The following is an 18,572-nucleotide window of genomic DNA, read 5'->3' on the forward strand; positions in this document are numbered from 1 at the left end:
CTTTGGTGATTAGTTATAAATTACCGCTGTGCCATTTAGCTTGTTGTTGCCAGAGGTCGAAGTGATGCGGAACGACTTTGCTCCGGCAGCACTCGCCTTCTCCGATAGCTGATTCTCCAGTGAAGTCAGGTTAGTGCTACCTGATGCACTCACCACACCAATTTGTTGCTGGTTCAATGGAGCCTGGTTCACTAGTTCAGCAGCCATGCTACCAAACGCGATGGATGACAGTGCGACTGCGGCTAATACCATTTTGATGCTTTTCATGATCGTCTCTCTTATGCAGATGAAAGGGGTCGGCTGAATTAAGTTAACAACCGTTAATTAAATGCTAGCGCCGAAGCGGGTATCTCGTCAATCATTTTATTAACGGTCATTATTTTATTAAGAAGTGGCGTGATTATGGGCTTTAGCGCCCTTTTTCACTTATCGATATGAGTGTTGTGCCGCAGGTAAAGCACAAACGGGCAAAGTGAATGAGAGGGAATGTCGGCTGCGCTTGCATATTTAGTTAGCGATCGGTAATTTAATCACATGTTCTTCATGCAGTGAGGTGTCCCTATGACGCAAATGACCGACACGCTTAATCGCAAAACGCGTGGTCGCCCCAAAGTGTTTGATCGCAACGATGCGCTGGATAAAGCATTAATGTTGTTTTGGGCACACGGTTATGAAGGCACCTCGCTGTCAGATTTGGTGAACGCGACGGGGGCGAAAGCGCCGACGCTTTACGCGGAGTTTGAGAATAAGGAAGGCTTGTTCCGCGCAGCAATGCAGCGCTACATCGATACCTTCAGCGCGCAGCGTAATCAGGTGCTTAAGGATGAAACACTCGATGTCAAAGCCGCGATTGAGGCCTATTTTCGTGCTACTGCAGCCTGTTTTACCGAGTGTGATAAGCCCGCTGGCTGTTTCTTTATCTGCACCTCCAGTGCGCTCTCTTCAGGCTCAGACGAGATTGCACAGATGCTGGCTAAGCAGCACCATGCACAGGAACGGGCTTTGCAGCAATTTCTGGATGTCCGGCAACAGCGTGGCGAATTGCCGCAGTGTGCCAACAGCGGTACGTTGGCCAGCTATCTGGCCTGCGTGTTGCAGGGCATGTCAGTGCGCGCCCGTGAAGGCGCAAGCCGTGACGATCTCGATGGAATAGTCGATACGCAGATGGCCATCTGGCCCGCTCTGGCAGGCTACTGCGCGTTGAACCCATAATATCTTGCCTGGCCGTAATGTTTTATCCCCCTAAATACAGGGGCGACCTCCCCGCCGCCCCTGACTCATATCAAAGCGCAACGTTTTAAAGCCTTACGGCATAAAAAACATCGGTCTTAACGCGTGGCTGATCGGGCTGTTGTCCGCATTCGACGGCATCAGATCTTTCATCGATGCCCACCAACGCTGGCACACTTCCGTGTTCGCCACCGCCTCCCAACGTGCTTCCGACTCTATCTCCACGCTAGCGAACAGCAAATTACGCTCCGCATCCAGCCAAATCGCATAGTTGTGCGCACCGTGAGCTTTCAACGTCTGTTCCAGCTCAGGCCAGATTGGCGAATGTCGACGCAAATATTCGTCATGGCAGTGCGCATGCACCTGCATCACAAAGGCTTTACGCAACATCGCTGCGCTCCGCATCCAATGCCGCTTGCCACGGTTGCACACTGAAGCGTTCTCCAAGTGCCACCAGCTGTTCGGTGGTGATGCTCTGGCGAATCCCGCCCATCGACAAGGCTTTGACCACCACTTCTGAAGACTTCTCGGCCGTGTCGATCAGGCCAAAAGTTTCATCCAGATTCGGACCGGCACCGAAAATGCCGTGGAACGGCCACATCACCAGGCTGTGCGATGCCATGGCATCGGCGGTGGCCTGCCCAATCTGGTCAGTGCCAGGCACCATCCACGGCAGAATGCCGACGCCATCCGGGAACACCACCAGACATTCGGTGCTGCCTTCCCACAGTAAACGCGTGAAACGGGCGGAATCCAGATTCACCACGTAGCTCAACGCCATAAAGTTGGTGGCATGGCAGTGCATAATCACGCGGTCATTCCCATTGGAAACCTGCTTACGCACGCTGTGCGACTGGAAATGCGCCGCCAGTTCCGAGGTTGGCAACCCGCCGTTGCTCAGACCCCAATGGATTTTGTACGACAACCCTTTATCGTCCACCTGTAGCAGCGCCAGACAGTCGGCGGGATCAAGCTGAACATTACGGAAAAACTTGCCTGAACCGGTCACCAGGAACCAGTCGTTAGCCAGCGCCGGCGCCGGTTTGGTTAACTCAATACAGCGCGGTTCGGCATAAAAATCAGCTGACCAGGCCTGCGCTTCCTCCGGCAGCAAACGCAGGCTGACATTGCCACCATTGCGCTCATCCCAGCCTTTTAACCACATATCGCTGGTGGCTTTCACCATGTCCTGAACAAAGGACGAAGAGAGAATATTTTGCATAGTTGATCCCTTAACGTAGACGCAATGTTTGTTGTTCATAGTGGCGCACTTCGCTCAGCCAGCTGGCATCGGCGGGCACATCATGGCGCAGGCACCAGGCCTCCCAGACCGCCTGCCATGGCAGAGATTTCTGCTCTTCCAGCAGTGCCAGACGCGCGGTGTAGTCCCCTTCCTGCTCACATTTTCGCAGCTGATCGCTGGGTTCCAGCAGTGCGCGCAGCAGCGCTTTTTTGGCGTTGCGGGTGCCAATCACCCAGGCTGCGATGCGGTTAATCGAGGCGTCAAAGAAATCCAGGCCGATATGCACTTTGTCGAACAGATTGTGGCGGGCAATCTCAGTGGCGATGGCCTGCGTTTCATCATCCAGCAGCACCACATGATCGCTATCCCAGCGTACTGGACGGCTGACGTGTAACAGTAGGCGCGGCACGTACAGCATGGCGGTGGAAATCTTGTCGGAGATCACTTCGGTAGGATGGAAATGTCCGGCGTCCAGCGTCAGCGCCGTTTGACGGCTGGCGGCATAGCCGAGGCAAAACTCGTTGGAGCCGACGGTGTAACTCTCTGCGCCGATACCAAACAGTTTGCTTTCCACCGCATCGATATGATGACGGGGGGCGAGCTTCTCACTGATCACCTCATCCAGCGCGCTGGCCAGACGCTCGCGCGGTGCCAGACGATCGATGGTGAGATCTTTCATGCCATCCGGCACCCAGATGTTCATCACCGATGGTGTCCCGAGCTGTTCACCAAAGTGCGCTGAAATACGGCGGCTGGCTTTGCAGTGGTCGATCCAGAACTGGCGAATCCCTTTATCGGCATGGGAAAGCGTAAAGCCGTCGGCGCTCAGCGGGTGTGAGAAGCAGCTGGGGTTAAAATCCAGTCCTAATTTGTAGGATTTCGCCCACTCTACCCAGCCGCTAAAGTGCTTCGGCTCAATGGCATCGCGTTCAACTGGCGAATCGCTTTCCAGATAAATGGCGTGGAGGTTGAGGCGTTTGGTGCCGGGGATCAGCGACATGGCTTTTTCTATGTCAGCACGCAGCTCATCCGCGTTGCGAGCGCGTCCCGGATAATTGCCGGTGGCCTGAATACCGCCCGTCAGTTCGCCATTCGGGTTTTCAAAGCCACGAACATCATCCCCCTGCCAGCAGTGCATCGACACCGGGATGCCATCCAGTTGGGTCATTACCTTGTCCACATCAATACCCAACGCCGCGTAGCGTTGTTTCGCCAATTCAAAGGCTTGTTCAATCAGCTTTGTCATATGCAAGTTCCTTAGCAGGTTGGCTCAGTGCCGCAAAGCGTGCCTGGTGGGCAGCGAAGATGCTGGCGTTCTGAGGTGCAAACGTTTCTAACGGGAAATTTTTATCGATGCAGCGACGCAATTCGGCCACATCACGCAGTTCACCCAACGCCATCAGCTGGCAGCCGACATTACCCAGCGTTGAGGCTTCAATTGGGCCAGCTAATACGGGCATTTCGCAGGCATCGGCACATAGCTGGTTCAGTAATGGGTTCTGACTGCCGCCGCCGACCACATGTAACTGGCGAATCGCGGTTCCGCGCAGGTTGCCCAGTTCGCCTATCACCTGGCGATACAGCAGCGCCAGGCTGTCGAAAATGGTGCGTGCCAGCGCTGCAGGGCTTTGTGGAATCGGCATATGCTGCTCAGCGCAGGCATCCTGAATCTCCTGCACCATGCTGGCGGGATTAATAAAACGCGGATGATTAGGGTTGATCAGGGCACGACAGGCGGATTCATTTTTTGCTTCGTCAATCAATGCGCAGAGATCTGAGATGTGCAATTCGCTGCATACGCGCTGTAATAGCCACAGGCCCATGATGTTCTTCAACACCCGATAGCCTTCCGCGCCACCTTCGTTGGTGATGTTGGCGTCGAGCGCCGTGCGGTTGACGCTGGGTTGCAGACTTTCTATGCCCATTAACGACCAGGTGCCAGAACTGAGATAAGCGGCATCTTCCTGCATCAGCGGCGTGGCCAGCACCGCGCTGGCGGTATCGTGCGTGGCCACGGCCACGACCGGAATTTTTTTACCGCTCGCATTGATCCAGTTGCCGACGGTGTTGCCCGGTGCAGTCGGTTTGCCGAACCAGTCGGCTTCGATCCCTGCCCACGACAGCAACTCGCTATCCCACTCGCCAGTTTCAATGTTCAGCATCTGCGTAGTGGTGGCGTTGGTGTACTCCCAGTTCATGTTGCCGGTCAGACGATAATGCAGATAATCCGGGATCATCAGTGCATGCTTGACCTGTACCTGCCAGTCCGGCTGTTGCTGGTGCAGCGCACGCATCTGATACAGGGTATTGAAGGGCAGAAACTGGATACCTGTGCGCTGGTAAATGGCGGCTTTGCCCAGCTCATTGATCGCTTGCGCCATCAATCCATCGGTGCGCGAGTCACGATAACTGACCGTTTCGCCCACCCGATCGCCGTTGGCATCCAGCAGCACCAGATCCACGCCCCAGGTATCAATGCCGATGCTGTCCAGCACGATGCCCTCATCATCTAACTGCGCCAGCCCTGCGCGAATCGCCTGCTCCAGACTGTCGAGGTCCCAGCAGTCGTAACCGGCGCGACGAACACGTTGGTTGGCAAAACGACACACTTCACGCAGGGTGATGCGCTGGTTAGCAGAGGTCCATTGTGCGAGCATCACGCGCCCGCTGGATGCGCCTAAATCAATGGCAACAATGTTACGCATACTCATGGCGTTTCTTCCTGTGATGAGATGGCTTTAGCGTATGAATACAGGCGCCTTGCCACCTTCCCCTTACTGCCAGCGCGTGATAGTCGATGGCAGGCTGGCAAAGATGATCGTGAGAAAGCTCACAGAACCGGGGAACAACAGAGTTGTGAGCTTTACCGCAATTCCATCAATCACCTGGCCGATCTTGAATAATTCGCCATTTTCCTGCGCTGTGCGGTTTAAATTTCAAGGTAAGGTGCACAGCGCCTGCGTAGACTCGGTTACAAAATTGTTAATCGAGAGGCGCATCATGACCATTCTGCACAGTGCTGATTTCTTTCCGGAAGGAAACTACGCGATTGCTATTGAGCCGCGCGTACCGCAGCAGGCCTTTCCCGAACATCATCATGATTTCCATGAAATCGTGCTGGTTGAGCAAGGTTCCGGTATTCACGTGTTTAATGGCCAGCCGCAGACCCTGTGTGCCGGCTGCGTATGCTTTGTGCGCGATCACGATCGCCATTTGTATGAGCAGACCGAGAATTTGTGCCTGACCAATGTGCTGTACCGCAGCCCGGCAGCGTTTCGTTTTCTCTCTGGTTTACAGTCATTGCTGCCCGGCGATGAAAACGGTAACTATCTGTCGCACTGGCGTATCAATCACAAGGTGATGGCGCAGGCGCTGCAGATTGTGACGCAAATGAAACAGCAGGAGGTCTGGTCGCTGGAGCGTCAGGCGCATCAGGAACAGCTGTTCTTGCAGCTGCTTGTGCTGTTGCGCGAAGCCGGTCACAACGATCAGGCGCAGGATCAGGAAGCGCGCCTGCATCGGTTGCTTGACTGGCTCAATGAGCACTACAGTGAAGATGTTGAGTGGGAAGCGCTGGCCGATCGCTTCTCGCTTTCGCTGCGCACCCTACATCGTCAGATGAAGCAGCAAACCGGCAATACGCCGCAGCGCTACCTGAATCGGCTGCGCTTATTGCAGGCCCGGCATTTACTGCGCCATAGCGATATGCGCATAACGGACATCGCCTATCAGTGTGGATTTGGTGACAGCAACCATTTCTCCACGCTGTTTCGGCGGGAATTTGGCTGCGCGCCCCGAGCGGAGCGCCAGCAGATGATGTAACTGGAGTGGTTCCCATGTCGCTGATTTTGACGCGCGAAGACTATTTCCCGGCCACCAATCTGCCGATTGCGGTGGCCGAACGCATGCCTCAACCCTCCTTCCCCCCGCATCGTCATGAATTCAGTGAAATTGTGATCGTCTGGCGCGGCAACGGCTTGCACGTGCTCAACGATCGCCCGTGGTTGATTACCTGCGGCGATGTGTTCTATATCCGCGACAATGATTGCCACAGTTATGACAGCGTCAACGATTTGGCGCTGGATAACATTCTTTACTGCCGCGATCGCTTTCGTCTGAGTCTGGACTGGAGCCAGCTGCTGCCCCCGCAGGACGATGATGCACCCAGCTGCTGGCGCTTAACCACGCGCGGCATGGCGCTGGCGCGTGGCGTGATCAGCCAGCTCGAGCGGGAGAGCCGTAAAAGCGATTCGTTGTCGATCCAGCTCTCTGAAGCCCTGTTTCTGCAGCTGGCACTGATCTTGCGTCGCCATGGTTATGCCGCCGACCGTCCATGGGCGCTGCCGGAGGGTGAACAGCTTGATTTGCTGATGTCTGCCTTACAGGGTGCACTGCACCGCCCATTCGACCTGGCCCATTTTTGCCAGCAAAATGAATTAAATGAGCGTGCACTGAAGCAGCTGTTTCGTCAGCAAACCGGCATGACGGTGGGACACTATTTGCGGCAGCTACAGCTGTGCCAGGCAAAATATTTGTTGCGCACGCAGGATTGTTTAATCAGTGAAGTGGCCGCGCGCTGCGGCTTTGATGATAGCAATTACTTCTCGGTGGTGTTTACGCGGGATACTGGTTTGACACCCAGTGCCTGGCGCCAGCGTTTTCTTCCTCAGCACGCCTCACTGAGCGACAAAATAAAAGCCTGACGCACCTTGCCGCGTGTCAGGCTTGTTCTAAAGCGGCCAATTCATTAGCCGTTGGCCATGCCCAATCCCACGATGTTGGCGGCAATGATGATCACCACGCAACCCAGCGACAGCACGCGCACCGGGCGCTGCCCCACCGCTTTCCACTCTTTCAGCACCAGACCCACTAATCCACCGCACAGTACATACAGGCTCATGTGCAGCATCCAGCTGACAAAGTCATATTGCGCAGGAATTTTCGCGTGGCCCCAGGCGTAGAAGAAGAACTGCAGATACCACATGGTGCCACCGAGCACGGCAAAGGCCACGTTGGCCATCAGCATCGGTTTTGCCACTGAGAAATCGCGACGTACTGACAGTTCCGGTTTGATCGCCAGACACACAAAGCAGTAAGCCAGATTAACCAGCGCACCGCCGCCCATGATCACCACATAGCTGGGTAAGGCCACGTACAGCGGATTGATACCCAGATTGGCTGCCGCTTCATGCATCGGTTTCGCCGCATCCATCGCGAAAGACATCCCGGCGGAGAAGATGCCACACAGTACCGCCAGCACCAGCCCTTTCTTCAGATTAAACTCTTCTGCATTGATGCCGAGTGCACGCTCTTTCAACAAACCGGCACGTGAAACGATCGCCACACCCACCAATGCCACCAGTACGCCTAACAACGTCATTCGTCCGCCCGGCGAGCTGAACAGCTCTACAAAGCGTCCCTGCAACAGCGGCGTCATCAAGGTGCCCACCACGAGGGTGATACCGATGGCAATACCAATGCCCATCGACATGCCGAGATAACGCATGGTCAGGCCATAGTTGATATTACCGACGCCCCACATGGCACCAAACAGAAACACCGGCAGCAGCTGCGAGAAGCTAAAACTACCGTAATACGCCCAGAAGTTGGGCAGCAGCACGGCACTGACCGCCCATGGCAGAATCAGCCATGACATCACGCCGCCCACTGACCACATTGTTTCCCATGACCACTTTTTTACCTGCTTAAACGGAGCATAAAAACATGCGGCACTGGCGGCACCCACCAGATGCCATAAAATACCGGCAAGAATGGCACTGTTCATTGTTATTCCTTCGTAAGGTTGAGGCCCACAGGAAACCGACAGTTTCCCGATTAGCAGCAGTCTACGGTGTGCAGCTTTTCATCAGCCTTTGGATGGCTGCCGGAAAGCGCGCGCTGCTGGCAAAATTCGGCGGGTCTTCAACATGAGGATCACAAAATTGCATTTGCGGGCATCAATCGGGCTGGTTTTTATAAGTCACTTATTATTGGGGATATTTTTTATTTTTGTTGTGTTGATCGACACAGTTTTTGACTGACTGCCAGCCTGCTGTTTAACATGGCAGTCACGCAAAGCCGCCCGATGAGCTTTCCCCCACGTGGCGAATTCCGTATAACGTTGGAAAAATCATCGCAACGAAGGAATGAGATGAATAGCAAAAGGTTGACGCTGCTGTTGTCGCAGCCGGTGAGCCGCGTGATGCTGGATGATATCCGCGCCATTGTGCCGCCCCAGGCGTTAAACGTGTTCATTAATGGATTGGATGAAGAGCGTTACGCCACACTTGACTGCATCCAGAGCGAAGAGAACTGCGCCCTGCTGGCCTCGGCCATCGTGGTGTGGCGTCAACTCGGGCATGTTCACCGCATTCGGTATCAGAAAGGCGAACATCTGCGCGAGGTGGATGACGCCAGCCAATTCCAGCTGTTCAGTATGATGAAAACCCACCGCGCCATTGTTCAACTCGCTTAACGATCAGGATAATTATGAAAATCGGACTGCTCTTCCCTATTGCCATCATCATTGCTGGCGTCAGTTTCCTCGCCTGGTTTATCGCCAGCGGCGCGGCGGTGCCGGGCTCCTGATATTTTTGCTGAAAAGGATGATTAGCTAACACGCTGAATACGCGGCATTTCATCAGGAATGCTGCGTCTGTCGTACCGTTCTTCCCTTCTCTGCCATCTCGTCATCCGCTCTGGCACTGACAAAAAGGTGCTACACCTTGATCTGTTTCACTCTCGATTCACACCCTGATAACGAAACCGATCGCGGAGACCCTACAGATGACAACACACCATCAACATTACATTAATGGCGCGTTTGTAAACGATCAGAACGATAAATGGATTGAGGTCATCAATCCGGCGACTGAAGCGCTGCTGTCACGCGTGCCGCAAGGCACTCAGCAAGATGCAGCACAGGCAATTGCGGCCGCAGAAACTGCACAACCCGGCTGGGAAGCGTTGCCCGCAGTAGAACGCGGCAACTGGTTGCGTAAAATTGCCGCCGGTATCCGCCAGCGTGAACCCGAATTGACGGCCACGATTGTGGCGGAAGGCGGTAAAACGCAGGGGCTGGCGCAAACTGAAGTGCTTTTCACCGCCGATTATCTGGATTACATGGCCGAATGGGCGCGTCGTTATGAAGGTGAAATCGTCAATAGCGATCGTCCAAATGAAAATATCTTTGTATTTAAGAAAGCCATCGGTGTCACCACCGGTATCCTGCCGTGGAATTTCCCCTTCTTCCTGATTGCGCGTAAAGCCGCTCCGGCGCTGATTACCGGCAACACTATTGCCATCAAACCCAGTGAGCTCACCCCTAACAACGCGGCGATTTTCGCGCAGATTGTGCATGAGATTGGCCTGCCGAAGGGCGTGATCAACTTTGTGTTTGGTTATGGTCCTGAAGTCGGTCAGGAGCTGGCGGCGAACCCGAAAGTCGGTTTGGTGAGCCTGACCGGCAGCGTCGGCGCGGGCATTGCCACCATGCAAGCCGCAGCGAAAAATGTCACCAAGGTGTCGCTGGAACTCGGCGGCAAAGCCCCCGCGATTGTCATGGATGATGCGGACCTGGATCTCGCTGTGAAGGCGATTGTCAGCTCACGCGTGATCAACACCGGACAGGTGTGCAACTGTGCGGAACGCGTATATGTCCAGGAAGGCATTTATGATCGCTTTATCACCGCTCTGACTGCCGCAATGAAGCAGGTTAAGTTTGGCAATCCGGCCGAACAAACCGATATCGACATGGGCCCGCTGATCACCGCCGCCGCGCTGGAACGCGTGGAGCAGAAAGTCGCCAAAGCAGTGTCTGAAGGCGGAAAAGTAGTGCTGGGCGGCAAACGCGCCGGTGATAAAGGGTTCTACTTCGAACCGACGATTATTACCGGTGTGCGTCAGGAGATGGAGATCATGCGTGAAGAGATCTTTGGTCCGGTATTACCAGTGATGACCTTTAAAACCCTTGATGAAGCCGTCGCGCTGGCTAACGATTGTGAATATGGCCTGACCTCTTCGATTTACACGCAAAATCTGAACACGGCGATGATTGCGCTGCGTCAGTTGAAGTTTGGTGAGACCTACATCAACCGCGAGAACTTCGAGGCGATGCAAGGGTTCCATGCAGGCTGGCGCAAATCGGGTATTGGTGGTGCGGATGGACGTCACGGACTGGAAGAGTATCTGCAGACCCACGTGGCGTATTTGCAGTTCTCCTGAATGAAATACCCGGCTGAATAGGTTACCAGCCAGGTATCGTCATGAGGTGAAGTCGCGCCATAACTGGCGCATTTCTTCAGGCTGCGCAATGGATTGCGCAGCTCCGGTATGTCTAAGCTCTTCGCTTTTAGATAGGGGGCAAAGCTAATCCGCTAAACCGCCTTTAAGCGATGCGCTTCTGGCTGCGCAGCAACGCTAATCCACTCAGTACCGACATCGCCATCAGGTAATAACCGGGTGCCAGGCTGGTGCCGGTGGCAGTGATCAGCAGCGTACAAATCAGCGGTGCAAAACCACCAAACACCGTTACCGCGACGTTATAGCTGATCGCCATCCCACTGGCGCGAGTACCAATTGGGAACAAGTCGGCCATCACCGACGGTACCGTCGAGAAATAGATCGATTTCAGCAGCGCCATCCAGCACACCAAAATAATCAAGGTGGTCGGCGTGGTGTGATTCACCACCAGCTTAAACGCCGGATAAATAGTGATGATCAACAGGATCAGCGAACCCCACATCAACGGCACGCGACCAACACGCTCCGCCAGTAAGCCCATCAGCGGCGTCACCACCGTCAGGATCACCCCTGCCAGCAAGGTCGCAGTGAACGCGGCGGAACCTGGCAGATGCAGGTTTTTGGTGGCGTAGGTTGGCACATAGTTGAGCATGTAGTTTACTGCGGTGGAGATCACCATCAGGCCAATCGCCAGTAGCATCAGCTCCTTCTGACGCCCGAACAGACGTTTCAGCGGTGCGGCCTCCGGCGCTTGCGCTTCAAAACTGGCAGGCTCATGCACATGGCGGCGGATGTAGATCCCCAACGGACCAATCAGCAGACCGAAGGCAAAAGGAACACGCCATCCCCAATCCTGAATCTGACTTTCGGTGAGGATCTGCGTCAACCCCAATCCAAACGCCGAGGCCAGCAGCGTACTCGCGCCTTGCGTGGCAAACTGCCAGCTGGCGATAAACGCCCTGCGCTCCGGGAAATGCTCGACCAGAAACGCCGTTGAGCTACCGAATTCGCCACCCGCAGAGAAACCCTGCACCAGACGCGCCAGCAGAATCAGCAACGGCGCAATCAAACCAATAGTGCCATAGCTCGGCATAAAGGTGATCACCGCGCCGCCCAGCATCATCAGGTTAATCGACAGCAGCAGCGCCTTTTTACGCCCGTGGCGGTCGGCATAGTTACCCAGCACAATCGCGCCCAGCGGACGGATCAGGAAGGAGACGCCGAAACTGCCAAAGGTCAGCAGCAAAGAGACCGAGGGATCACTGGTGGGGAAAAACGCATGCGCAATGTAGCTGGCAAAGAAGCCGTACACCGCAATATCAAACCACTCCAGAGCGTTGCCAATACAGGTAGCAAACAGCGTTTTATGCAGATTCGGTTTGGTGCTACTCAATGGGGCAGCCGTGTTAAGCGTACTCATGCGACACCTCCGGCGTGCTTCCGGTGTTTAGCCACCAGCTCGCTGCCCTGCTCGCCCAGATCCCACAGCAGTCGGGTCATGATTTGCAGACCTTCACGCGCGATCGACTTCAGCATGTGTTCGTTGACGCCATGCTGACCGCAGGCCGGATAAGAGTGCGGCACCCACAAGGTTGGCAGGCCGAGAATGTCTGAGAACACTTCGTTGGGCAGTGAACCGCCCAGATTCGGCAGCAGCGCCGGTTTTTTGCCGCTGGTCTCTGCCATGCTCGCCAGCACCCAATCCACCAGCGGATCGGTGGGATCGAGACGCGTGGCTGGTGAGCCGCGCATAAACTCCACTTTGACGTAGCCAAAACCGTGCTGCGCCAGGTGCTCGCTAACATGCTGTGCGAGGTTTTCCCAATCGGTGCCGACCACAAAGCGCAGCTGGCACACCGCCGTGGCTTCACCGGGAATGGCATTCATCGGACGTGCAGGATTGCCGGTCAGGAACGCCAGCACTTCCAGCGTATTCCAGCCGTAAAGTCGTTCTGTCGGAGAGAGCGTCGGCTCGCCCCAGGTAGTATCAATCTCTGGATCGCCCGGCATCCCGCCGACTTCGATGTCGCTGAGGATATCGCGCACTTGTTGAGTAAGAGAGTTGGGTTTCAGTGCCTCGACCTGCTGCACGCCCTTTGCGTTCACCAGGCAAGCAATGGCGTTGGCCAGCTGCGTGCCTGGATTAGTCAATAAACCGCCCCAGTTACCGGAGTGATAGGCGTTGTCACGCGCGGTAACGGTGAGACGGAAATTTACCGCGCCCCGAGAGCCGAGGAACAATGTGGGTCGTACCGCATTCAGACGCGGGCCGTCGGAAGCGATAAACAGATCGGCTTTCAGCAGTTCTGCATGGTGCTGGCACAGCTGAGCCAGACCCGGTGAGCTGATCTCCTCACCCATCTCAAACAGCATTTTGCAGTTGAATCCGAGTCGTCCACCACGCGCTTTAAACACCTGCTCCAGCGCAGCCAGATTCACACAGTGCTGCCCTTTGTTATCCGCGCTGCCGCGTGCGTACCAGCGATCGCCTTCTTGCACCAACTGCCACGGCGATAGGCCTTCGCGCCAGTTTTCGTCATCGCCGAACACCACATCGCCATGGCCGTAGCTCAGCAAGGTCGGCAGTGCCGGATCTTCGATGCGCACCGCCACCAGGAACGGACGATGGGCGGCTTCAGGGTTATCGATAAAGTGCAGCGTAAACCCCAGCGCAATCAGCTGTGGGCCAATTTCATCCTGCAGATAACGCTGTAATTCGTTGTCACGATCCTGGCGCTGGCTTTCAGTACGTTGCGCCACTCGGCGGGCCAATGTTTCCTGAAATTCCCCACTGTCAAACCAGGCGGTGGCTTGTTGTACCGCTTCTTGAGCTGTCATGTTTGCATGTCTTTTATTGGTATTTTGGTTTTGTCATCTTTGCGGAAACCTTGCTTTGCCACAATTATCAATTTATCGAGTATGATTTGCTTTTTTGGCAAAGCTCCACTGCCCGATTTCGAGGCATGCACCAGCATGAGGCATTCGCATGATAAGCAACGAGATCCGCTATTTTCTGGCTGTCGCCAATACCGGTTCGCTCAGCGCGGCCAGTGAACAGCTGTTTGTGGCGGTGTCGGCCATCAGCAGGCAGATCCAGCGACTGGAAAATCAGGTCGGCGTACCACTGTTCGATCGCCATGCGCGCGGTATGGTGCTGAATGAAGCCGGTGAAATTTACGCCCATCACGTGCGCAAAAATATGCTGGAGATGGAATACGCGCTGGCAGAAATCAAAGGATTAAAGGCCGTTCGACGCACGCAGATTCGCGTGGCCTGTACCGATGGGCTGGCCTTTACGCTGCTGCCGCGCATGATTGCCGCCTTCCGTGAGGATAATCCCGGCGTGCTGTTTGATATCAAAGTGGCGAGTACGCAAGGTGTCGCCGAGTTATTGCGCAGTGGTGAATGCGATCTGGCACTGCAATTCAGCTTGCACGCTGAACGCGGTGTGGAGGTGATCGGTTCCTGGCCAGCGCCGGTGCTGCTGGTGATGCATCAGAGCCATCCGCTGGCTAGCGCAACACACGTGACCCTGAACGATGTCAGCCACTATCCGCTGGCGTTGCCGCAACAAAACACCACGGTGCGCCAGCTGTTTGAGCTGGCGAGCCATATGAGCGGCAATTTGATTGAACCGGTGATCACCTGCGATACATTCTCAACGCTGTTCCACTTCCTGCTACGTACACCGCTGGCCCTGACCATTTGCAGCGCCTTTACCGTGCTGCAAGAGGCGGAAACGCACGGCTTGATATTACGTTCTGTGGGGATTGATCAGTTGAGTCAGCGCAACCTGCAGCTACAGGCGCAATCAGGGCGACCTCGCAGTGCCGCCTTGAATGTGTTTATGACGTTTTTGCTTAAGCAAATGAACGCGCTGGAAGAGCCGTTGCATCAACGCTGGAAGCCTTAATCGTCAGGATTTTGGCGATCTAGCGGGCCGTTTTGGACTGCCCGCTGCCATCATCAATTCTTAATATCGACCGGATAGAAAATGTGTTTGCCAAACGGATCGACGGTATATCCGCTCACCGTTTTGCGCACCGGCTCGAAAATTGTCGAATGGGCGATCATCACGGCAGGCACCTGGTCATGCATCATCTGCTGCGCTTCGCGATACAGGGTGACGCGCTTGTCATGGTTTTGCTCAGCACGCGCTTCGGTGATGATCTTCTCGAACGGCTGATAGCACCATTTGGAGGAGTTGGAACCGCCGTTTGCCGAGGTGCAACTGTAGAGCGGGCCGAAGAAGTTATCCGGGTCACCGGTCGCCGTGGTCCAGCCCATCAGTGCTGCCTGGTGCTCGCCGCCTTTCACGCGTTTAAGGTATTCACCCCACTCATAACTAACGATATTGGCTTTGATGCCCACCTGCGCCCAATCGGCCTGAATCATCTCCGCCATTCGTCGCGCATTCGGGTTGTAAGGACGCTGTACCGGCATCGCCCACAGTGAGATTTCGGTGCCGGGTTTGATGCCCGCTTCCTGCAGCAACGCTTTGGCTTTCTGCGGATCATAATCGTAATCTTTCAGATCCTTGTCGGCGCTCCAGACATCCGGCGGCAGAATATTTTTCGCCACCGTGCCGGTGCCTTTGAAGATCGCGTCAATAATCGCCTGCTTGTTAATCGCCATCGCCAGCGCCTGGCGGACTTTAACGTTATCCAGCGGCGCTTTAGTGGTGTTGAACGACAGGAAACCGGTGTTGAGTCCCGATTTCTGTTCCAGCGTCAGGTCAGGATTGGTGCGCATTTTTTCCAGATCGGCCGGATTAGGGAACGGCATAATCTGGCACTCGTTTTTCTCCAGCTTGGCATAGCGCACTGAGGCATCTGGGGTGATGGAAAAGACAATGCGATCCAGTTTCGCTTTGCCCTGCCAGTAATCCGGGAAGGCTTTGTAGAGAATGCGGGAGTCTTTTTGATATTGCACCAGCTCGAATGGCCCGGTGCCGATCGGCTCCATGTCCACTTTTTCTGGCGTACCGGCCTTCAGCATCTGATCGGCATACTCCGCAGAGTGAATGGAGGCGAAGTACCAGGCCAAATCCGCGAGGAACGGCGCTTCCGCATGCGCCAGCGTGATGCGCACCGTATTGTCATCCACTTTCTCTATATTCTTGATCAGCTTCGCCAGTTCCAGGCTATCGAAATTGCTGTAGTTGCCACCGGAGACGTTGTGGTAGGGGTTTTTGGGATCCATCTGACGCATAAACGAGAAGATCACATCATCGGCATTCAGGTCGCGCGAGGGTTTAAACAGTTTGTTGCTTTGGAATTTAACCCCTTTGCGTAAGTGAAACGTGTATACCGTGCCGTCCGGGCTGATATCCCAGCTTTCAGCCAGGCTTGGCACCAGTTCTGTGGTGCCGGGCTTGAAGTCTACCAGGCGATTGAAAATCGGCACTGCGCTGGCATCCACACTGGTTCCCGAGGTGTACAGCTGTGGGTTGAAATTCTCAGGCGAACCTTCAGAACAGTAAACCAGCGTTTTTGCCGATACCCCGCCTGCTACCGCTAAACACAACACGCTGAGTGTGAACTTTGCCATCATCTTTTTCATTGTGATCCTCGTTTTTGTTGACTTCCATGAGCCCGCATCGGTATGTATTGATAAATAACACGATTTATCCGAGGTGTGTAATGCACATCGCGCAAAGCTAATAAGGAAATGTGATGACAGACCAACTCGCGCGCCAACTGACCCAACGTTTTTACCGTTATCTGGCGGTTTCCAGCCAGAGCGATGCTAAATCCACCACGCTGCCCAGCACCCCTTCACAACATGCGATGGCGGAGCTGCTGGCGCAGGAACTGCGTGAGCTTGGGCTGCAGGATATCGTCATCGATCAGCATGCCACGGTGACCGCAGTAAAACCGGGCAATCGGCCTGATGCACCGCGCATTGGCTTTATTACCCATATCGACACGGTTGACGTGGGTTTATCACCGGATATCCACCCGCAAACCCTGACGTTTAACGGCGATGATTTGTGTCTGAACGCGCAGCAAGATATTTGGCTGCGCGTAGCGGAACATCCGGAGATCGCTCCCTATCACGGCCAGGAGATTATTTTTAGCGATGGCACCAGCGTGCTCGGCGCCGATAATAAAGCGGCGGTGACGGTGGTCATGACGCTGATGGAAAACCTCAAAGGCGATCATGGCGACATCGTGGTGGCATTTGTGCCGGATGAAGAGATTGGATTGCGCGGCGCCAAAGCGCTGGATTTGGAGACACGCTTTAACGTTGATTTTGCCTGGACTATCGACTGCTGTGAGCTGGGCGAAGTGGTGTATGAGAACTTCAATGCGGCGGCGGCGGAACTGGTGTTTACCGGCGTGCCGGCGCATCCGATGTCCGGTAAAGGCGTGCTGGTGAATCCGCTCCTGATGGCGCACGACTTTATTTCACGTTTCGATCGCCTGGCCACGCCAGAACATACCGAAGGACGCGAAGGCTATATCTGGTTTAACGATATCAATGCCAACGCCAGCCGTGCGGTGTTGAAAGCCTCGATTCGCGACTTTGATTTACAGGGTTTCGATCAGAAAAAACAGCAGCTGGTGGAAGTGGCTGATGAGATTGCTGCGCTTTATCCCACCGGGCATGTTTCACTCACCATCAACGATACCTATAGCAACATCAGCAATGCGATTGGGGAAGACCGTCGTGCGATTGACTTGATATTTGCGGCGCTCGAACAAGTGAGTGTGGAGCCGAAAGTCATCCCGATGCGCGGCGGCACAGACGGTGCGGCTTTATCGGCAAAAGGATTGCTGACACCGAACTTCTTTACCGGTGCACACAATTTCCATTCACGCTTCGAGTTTTTGCCGGTGCCCTCGTTTGTGAAATCCTATCAGGTGGCCGAAGCGCTGTGTTATCTGGCGGCGAAATAAGCAAGAAATTTACCGGCAGATCTTAATGCTGTCAGAGGCACAGGGATGGCCCGGCAACCGTTGGGAGGTAATGCCACCCACTTCGACGTAAACGAAAAAGGCTGCCATAGATGAACAATGGCAGCCTTAATTTAATCCGGTTTTCACGGCGCAGCGCGCCAGAGTAGCGCTTGATGTTATTTCGCTGCGGTCACATCAATGCCAGGGAAGAATTTCGCCGCCAGCTTGGTGATGGTGCCGTCAGCCTGCACTTTCGTGATAGCCGCATCCAGTTCACCTTTCAGCTTGGCATCACCCTTACGCAGGCCGAAACCGATACCGGAACCGAGGATGGTGTCATCTTCAACCGGCTTGCCAACAAAGGCGAAACCTTTGCCCTGTGGCTTATCGAGGAAACCAGACTGACCCGCAGCTGACATCACCAGCGTGCCGTCAAGGCGGCCCGCCACCATGTCGTTATAAACCTGGTTCTGGTCCTGATAAGAGGTCACGGTCACGCCCTGCGGCTCCCAGTGCTTCTTAGCGTAGGTTTCCTGGATTGAACCCTGCAGCACGCCAATGTTTTTGCCTTTCAGCGACTCGGCCGTTGGCAGGACTTTCTCGCCCTCTTTCACGATCAGCATGGTCGGAATACGGTAGATGGGCTTGGTGAAATCGATGCTTTTGGCACGCGCTTCGGTGATGTTCATCGCCGAGTTGATCGCATCAAACTTTTTCGCCTGCAGTGCCGGGATCAGCGCATCAAAGCTGCTTTCCACCCACTTACAGTCGAATTTGCCAACTTCGCAAATCGCTTTACCCAGTTCGATATCAAAACCTTCCAGCTCGCCCTGTGCGTTGCGGCTTTCAAACGGCGGATATTGTGATTCCAGACCGTAGCGTAAGGTTTCCTGTGCCAGTGCGTGTGCAGAAGTCAGCATACCCAGCGCCACAAACAGTGCGTTTAACTTTTTCAT

Annotated in this window: 18 protein-coding genes; 8 read left to right on the top strand and 10 right to left on the bottom strand. The window is 54.8% G+C overall.

Annotated elements, in window-relative coordinates:
- Positions 1 to 9: 9 nt before the first annotated feature.
- Positions 10 to 267, bottom strand: coding sequence for a multiple stress resistance protein BhsA (bhsA, locus tag AC6I8L_RS09870; protein WP_034831180.1), 258 nt, complete (start codon positions 265 to 267; stop codon positions 10 to 12).
- Between the two features lie 294 nt (positions 268 to 561).
- Here bhsA and AC6I8L_RS09875 point away from each other — a divergent pair, with 294 nt between their 5' ends.
- Positions 562 to 1,212, top strand: coding sequence for a TetR/AcrR family transcriptional regulator (locus tag AC6I8L_RS09875; protein ID WP_058960484.1), 651 nt, complete (start codon positions 562 to 564; stop codon positions 1,210 to 1,212).
- Between the two features lie 93 nt (positions 1,213 to 1,305).
- On the opposite strand, the gene rhaM is transcribed toward AC6I8L_RS09875, so the two are convergent.
- The 4 genes from rhaM to rhaB are packed head-to-tail and all read right to left on the bottom strand — an operon-like array spanning position 1,306 to position 5,184.
- Positions 1,306 to 1,620 (bottom strand): L-rhamnose mutarotase, encoded by a 315-nt coding sequence (gene rhaM, locus AC6I8L_RS09880; RefSeq protein ID WP_058960483.1) that lies wholly within the window; start codon positions 1,618 to 1,620, stop codon positions 1,306 to 1,308.
- Positions 1,610 to 2,452, bottom strand: a complete 843-nt coding sequence (rhaD, locus tag AC6I8L_RS09885; protein WP_479398586.1) for a rhamnulose-1-phosphate aldolase — start codon at positions 2,450 to 2,452, stop codon at positions 1,610 to 1,612. Before rhaD ends, rhaM begins: the two co-directional genes overlap by 11 nt.
- Positions 2,453 to 2,462: 10 nt before the next feature.
- Complete coding sequence (locus tag AC6I8L_RS09890; protein ID WP_058962073.1) at positions 2,463 to 3,719, bottom strand: L-rhamnose isomerase; 1,257 nt, start codon at positions 3,717 to 3,719, stop codon at positions 2,463 to 2,465.
- Entirely contained in the window at positions 3,703 to 5,184 is a 1,482-nt protein-coding gene (gene rhaB, locus AC6I8L_RS09895) for a rhamnulokinase (RefSeq protein ID WP_058962074.1), read from the bottom strand. The genes AC6I8L_RS09890 and rhaB overlap by 17 nt, the downstream gene beginning before the upstream one ends.
- 289 nt (positions 5,185 to 5,473) lie before the next feature.
- Between rhaB and rhaS the strand changes: the two genes are divergently transcribed.
- Together rhaS and rhaR are read left to right on the top strand one after the other, a co-directional pair.
- The gene (rhaS, locus tag AC6I8L_RS09900; protein ID WP_058962075.1) at positions 5,474 to 6,295 is read left to right on the top strand and encodes an HTH-type transcriptional activator RhaS; all 822 of its coding nucleotides are present in this window, start codon (positions 5,474 to 5,476) and stop codon (positions 6,293 to 6,295) included.
- A gap of 14 nt (positions 6,296 to 6,309) precedes the next feature.
- The gene (rhaR, locus tag AC6I8L_RS09905; RefSeq protein ID WP_058962076.1) at positions 6,310 to 7,176 is read left to right on the top strand and encodes an HTH-type transcriptional activator RhaR; all 867 of its coding nucleotides are present in this window, start codon (positions 6,310 to 6,312) and stop codon (positions 7,174 to 7,176) included.
- A 44-nt stretch (positions 7,177 to 7,220) separates the two neighbouring features.
- Here rhaR and rhaT read toward each other — a convergent pair whose 3' ends face one another.
- Positions 7,221 to 8,258 (bottom strand): L-rhamnose/proton symporter RhaT, encoded by a 1,038-nt coding sequence (rhaT, locus tag AC6I8L_RS09910; RefSeq protein ID WP_058962077.1) that lies wholly within the window; start codon positions 8,256 to 8,258, stop codon positions 7,221 to 7,223.
- Between the two features lie 366 nt (positions 8,259 to 8,624).
- Here rhaT and AC6I8L_RS09915 point away from each other — a divergent pair, with 366 nt between their 5' ends.
- From AC6I8L_RS09915 to aldA, 3 genes are all read left to right on the top strand, one after another.
- Positions 8,625 to 8,948, top strand: coding sequence for a hypothetical protein (locus AC6I8L_RS09915; protein WP_034831195.1), 324 nt, complete (start codon positions 8,625 to 8,627; stop codon positions 8,946 to 8,948).
- Between the two features lie 14 nt (positions 8,949 to 8,962).
- Positions 8,963 to 9,061 (top strand): YoaK family small membrane protein, encoded by a 99-nt coding sequence (locus AC6I8L_RS09920; RefSeq protein ID WP_141399000.1) that lies wholly within the window; start codon positions 8,963 to 8,965, stop codon positions 9,059 to 9,061.
- 198 nt (positions 9,062 to 9,259) lie between these two features.
- The gene (aldA, locus tag AC6I8L_RS09925; RefSeq protein ID WP_058962078.1) at positions 9,260 to 10,696 is read left to right on the top strand and encodes an aldehyde dehydrogenase; all 1,437 of its coding nucleotides are present in this window, start codon (positions 9,260 to 9,262) and stop codon (positions 10,694 to 10,696) included.
- 163 nt (positions 10,697 to 10,859) lie between these two features.
- Here aldA and AC6I8L_RS09930 read toward each other — a convergent pair whose 3' ends face one another.
- Positions 10,860 to 12,134, bottom strand: coding sequence for an MFS transporter (locus tag AC6I8L_RS09930; protein ID WP_058962079.1), 1,275 nt, complete (start codon positions 12,132 to 12,134; stop codon positions 10,860 to 10,862).
- The gene (locus AC6I8L_RS09935; RefSeq protein WP_058962080.1) at positions 12,131 to 13,552 is read right to left on the bottom strand and encodes a M20 family metallopeptidase; all 1,422 of its coding nucleotides are present in this window, start codon (positions 13,550 to 13,552) and stop codon (positions 12,131 to 12,133) included. The genes AC6I8L_RS09930 and AC6I8L_RS09935 overlap by 4 nt, the downstream gene beginning before the upstream one ends.
- Positions 13,553 to 13,700: 148 nt before the next feature.
- Here AC6I8L_RS09935 and AC6I8L_RS09940 point away from each other — a divergent pair, with 148 nt between their 5' ends.
- Positions 13,701 to 14,627: a LysR family transcriptional regulator gene (locus AC6I8L_RS09940; protein WP_058962081.1), complete on the top strand. Its 927-nt coding sequence runs from the start codon at positions 13,701 to 13,703 to the stop codon at positions 14,625 to 14,627.
- A 53-nt stretch (positions 14,628 to 14,680) separates the two neighbouring features.
- On the opposite strand, the gene AC6I8L_RS09945 is transcribed toward AC6I8L_RS09940, so the two are convergent.
- Positions 14,681 to 16,276 carry an ABC transporter substrate-binding protein gene (locus AC6I8L_RS09945; protein ID WP_058962082.1) on the bottom strand — a complete coding sequence of 532 codons (1,596 nt, stop codon included), beginning with the start codon at positions 16,274 to 16,276 and terminating at the stop codon, positions 14,681 to 14,683.
- 113 nt (positions 16,277 to 16,389) lie between these two features.
- Between AC6I8L_RS09945 and pepT the strand changes: the two genes are divergently transcribed.
- Positions 16,390 to 17,616, top strand: a complete 1,227-nt coding sequence (gene pepT, locus AC6I8L_RS09950; protein WP_058962083.1) for a peptidase T — start codon at positions 16,390 to 16,392, stop codon at positions 17,614 to 17,616.
- A gap of 176 nt (positions 17,617 to 17,792) precedes the next feature.
- Here pepT and AC6I8L_RS09955 read toward each other — a convergent pair whose 3' ends face one another.
- Positions 17,793 to 18,572, bottom strand: coding sequence for a transporter substrate-binding domain-containing protein (locus tag AC6I8L_RS09955; RefSeq protein WP_058962084.1), 780 nt, complete (start codon positions 18,570 to 18,572; stop codon positions 17,793 to 17,795).

The organism is Type-E symbiont of Plautia stali (genome assembly GCF_059731115.1).

Excerpts from the sequence above, each read along its gene's own strand:
- AC6I8L_RS09940 (WP_058962081.1), top strand. The coding sequence starts at position 13,701 with ATGATAAGCAACGAGATCCGCTATTTTCTGGCTGTCGCCAATACCGGT.
- aldA (WP_058962078.1), top strand. The coding sequence starts at position 9,260 with ATGACAACACACCATCAACATTACATTAATGGCGCGTTTGTAAACGAT.
- rhaD (WP_479398586.1), bottom strand. The coding sequence starts at position 2,452 with ATGCAAAATATTCTCTCTTCGTCCTTTGTTCAGGACATGGTGAAAGCC.
- AC6I8L_RS09875 (WP_058960484.1), top strand. The coding sequence starts at position 562 with ATGACGCAAATGACCGACACGCTTAATCGCAAAACGCGTGGTCGCCCC.
- AC6I8L_RS09890 (WP_058962073.1), bottom strand. The coding sequence starts at position 3,719 with ATGACAAAGCTGATTGAACAAGCCTTTGAATTGGCGAAACAACGCTAC.
- rhaM (WP_058960483.1), bottom strand. The coding sequence starts at position 1,620 with ATGTTGCGTAAAGCCTTTGTGATGCAGGTGCATGCGCACTGCCATGAC.
- rhaT (WP_058962077.1), bottom strand. The coding sequence starts at position 8,258 with ATGAACAGTGCCATTCTTGCCGGTATTTTATGGCATCTGGTGGGTGCC.
- rhaR (WP_058962076.1), top strand. The coding sequence starts at position 6,310 with ATGTCGCTGATTTTGACGCGCGAAGACTATTTCCCGGCCACCAATCTG.
- bhsA (WP_034831180.1), bottom strand. The coding sequence starts at position 267 with ATGAAAAGCATCAAAATGGTATTAGCCGCAGTCGCACTGTCATCCATC.
- pepT (WP_058962083.1), top strand. The coding sequence starts at position 16,390 with ATGACAGACCAACTCGCGCGCCAACTGACCCAACGTTTTTACCGTTAT.
- rhaB (WP_058962074.1), bottom strand. The coding sequence starts at position 5,184 with ATGAGTATGCGTAACATTGTTGCCATTGATTTAGGCGCATCCAGCGGG.
- rhaS (WP_058962075.1), top strand. The coding sequence starts at position 5,474 with ATGACCATTCTGCACAGTGCTGATTTCTTTCCGGAAGGAAACTACGCG.
- AC6I8L_RS09945 (WP_058962082.1), bottom strand. The coding sequence starts at position 16,276 with ATGAAAAAGATGATGGCAAAGTTCACACTCAGCGTGTTGTGTTTAGCG.
- AC6I8L_RS09930 (WP_058962079.1), bottom strand. The coding sequence starts at position 12,134 with ATGAGTACGCTTAACACGGCTGCCCCATTGAGTAGCACCAAACCGAAT.
- AC6I8L_RS09915 (WP_034831195.1), top strand. The coding sequence starts at position 8,625 with ATGAATAGCAAAAGGTTGACGCTGCTGTTGTCGCAGCCGGTGAGCCGC.
- AC6I8L_RS09935 (WP_058962080.1), bottom strand. The coding sequence starts at position 13,552 with ATGACAGCTCAAGAAGCGGTACAACAAGCCACCGCCTGGTTTGACAGT.
- AC6I8L_RS09955 (WP_058962084.1), bottom strand. The coding sequence starts at position 18,572 with ATGAAAAAGTTAAACGCACTGTTTGTGGCGCTGGGTATGCTGACTTCT.
- AC6I8L_RS09920 (WP_141399000.1), top strand. The coding sequence starts at position 8,963 with ATGAAAATCGGACTGCTCTTCCCTATTGCCATCATCATTGCTGGCGTC.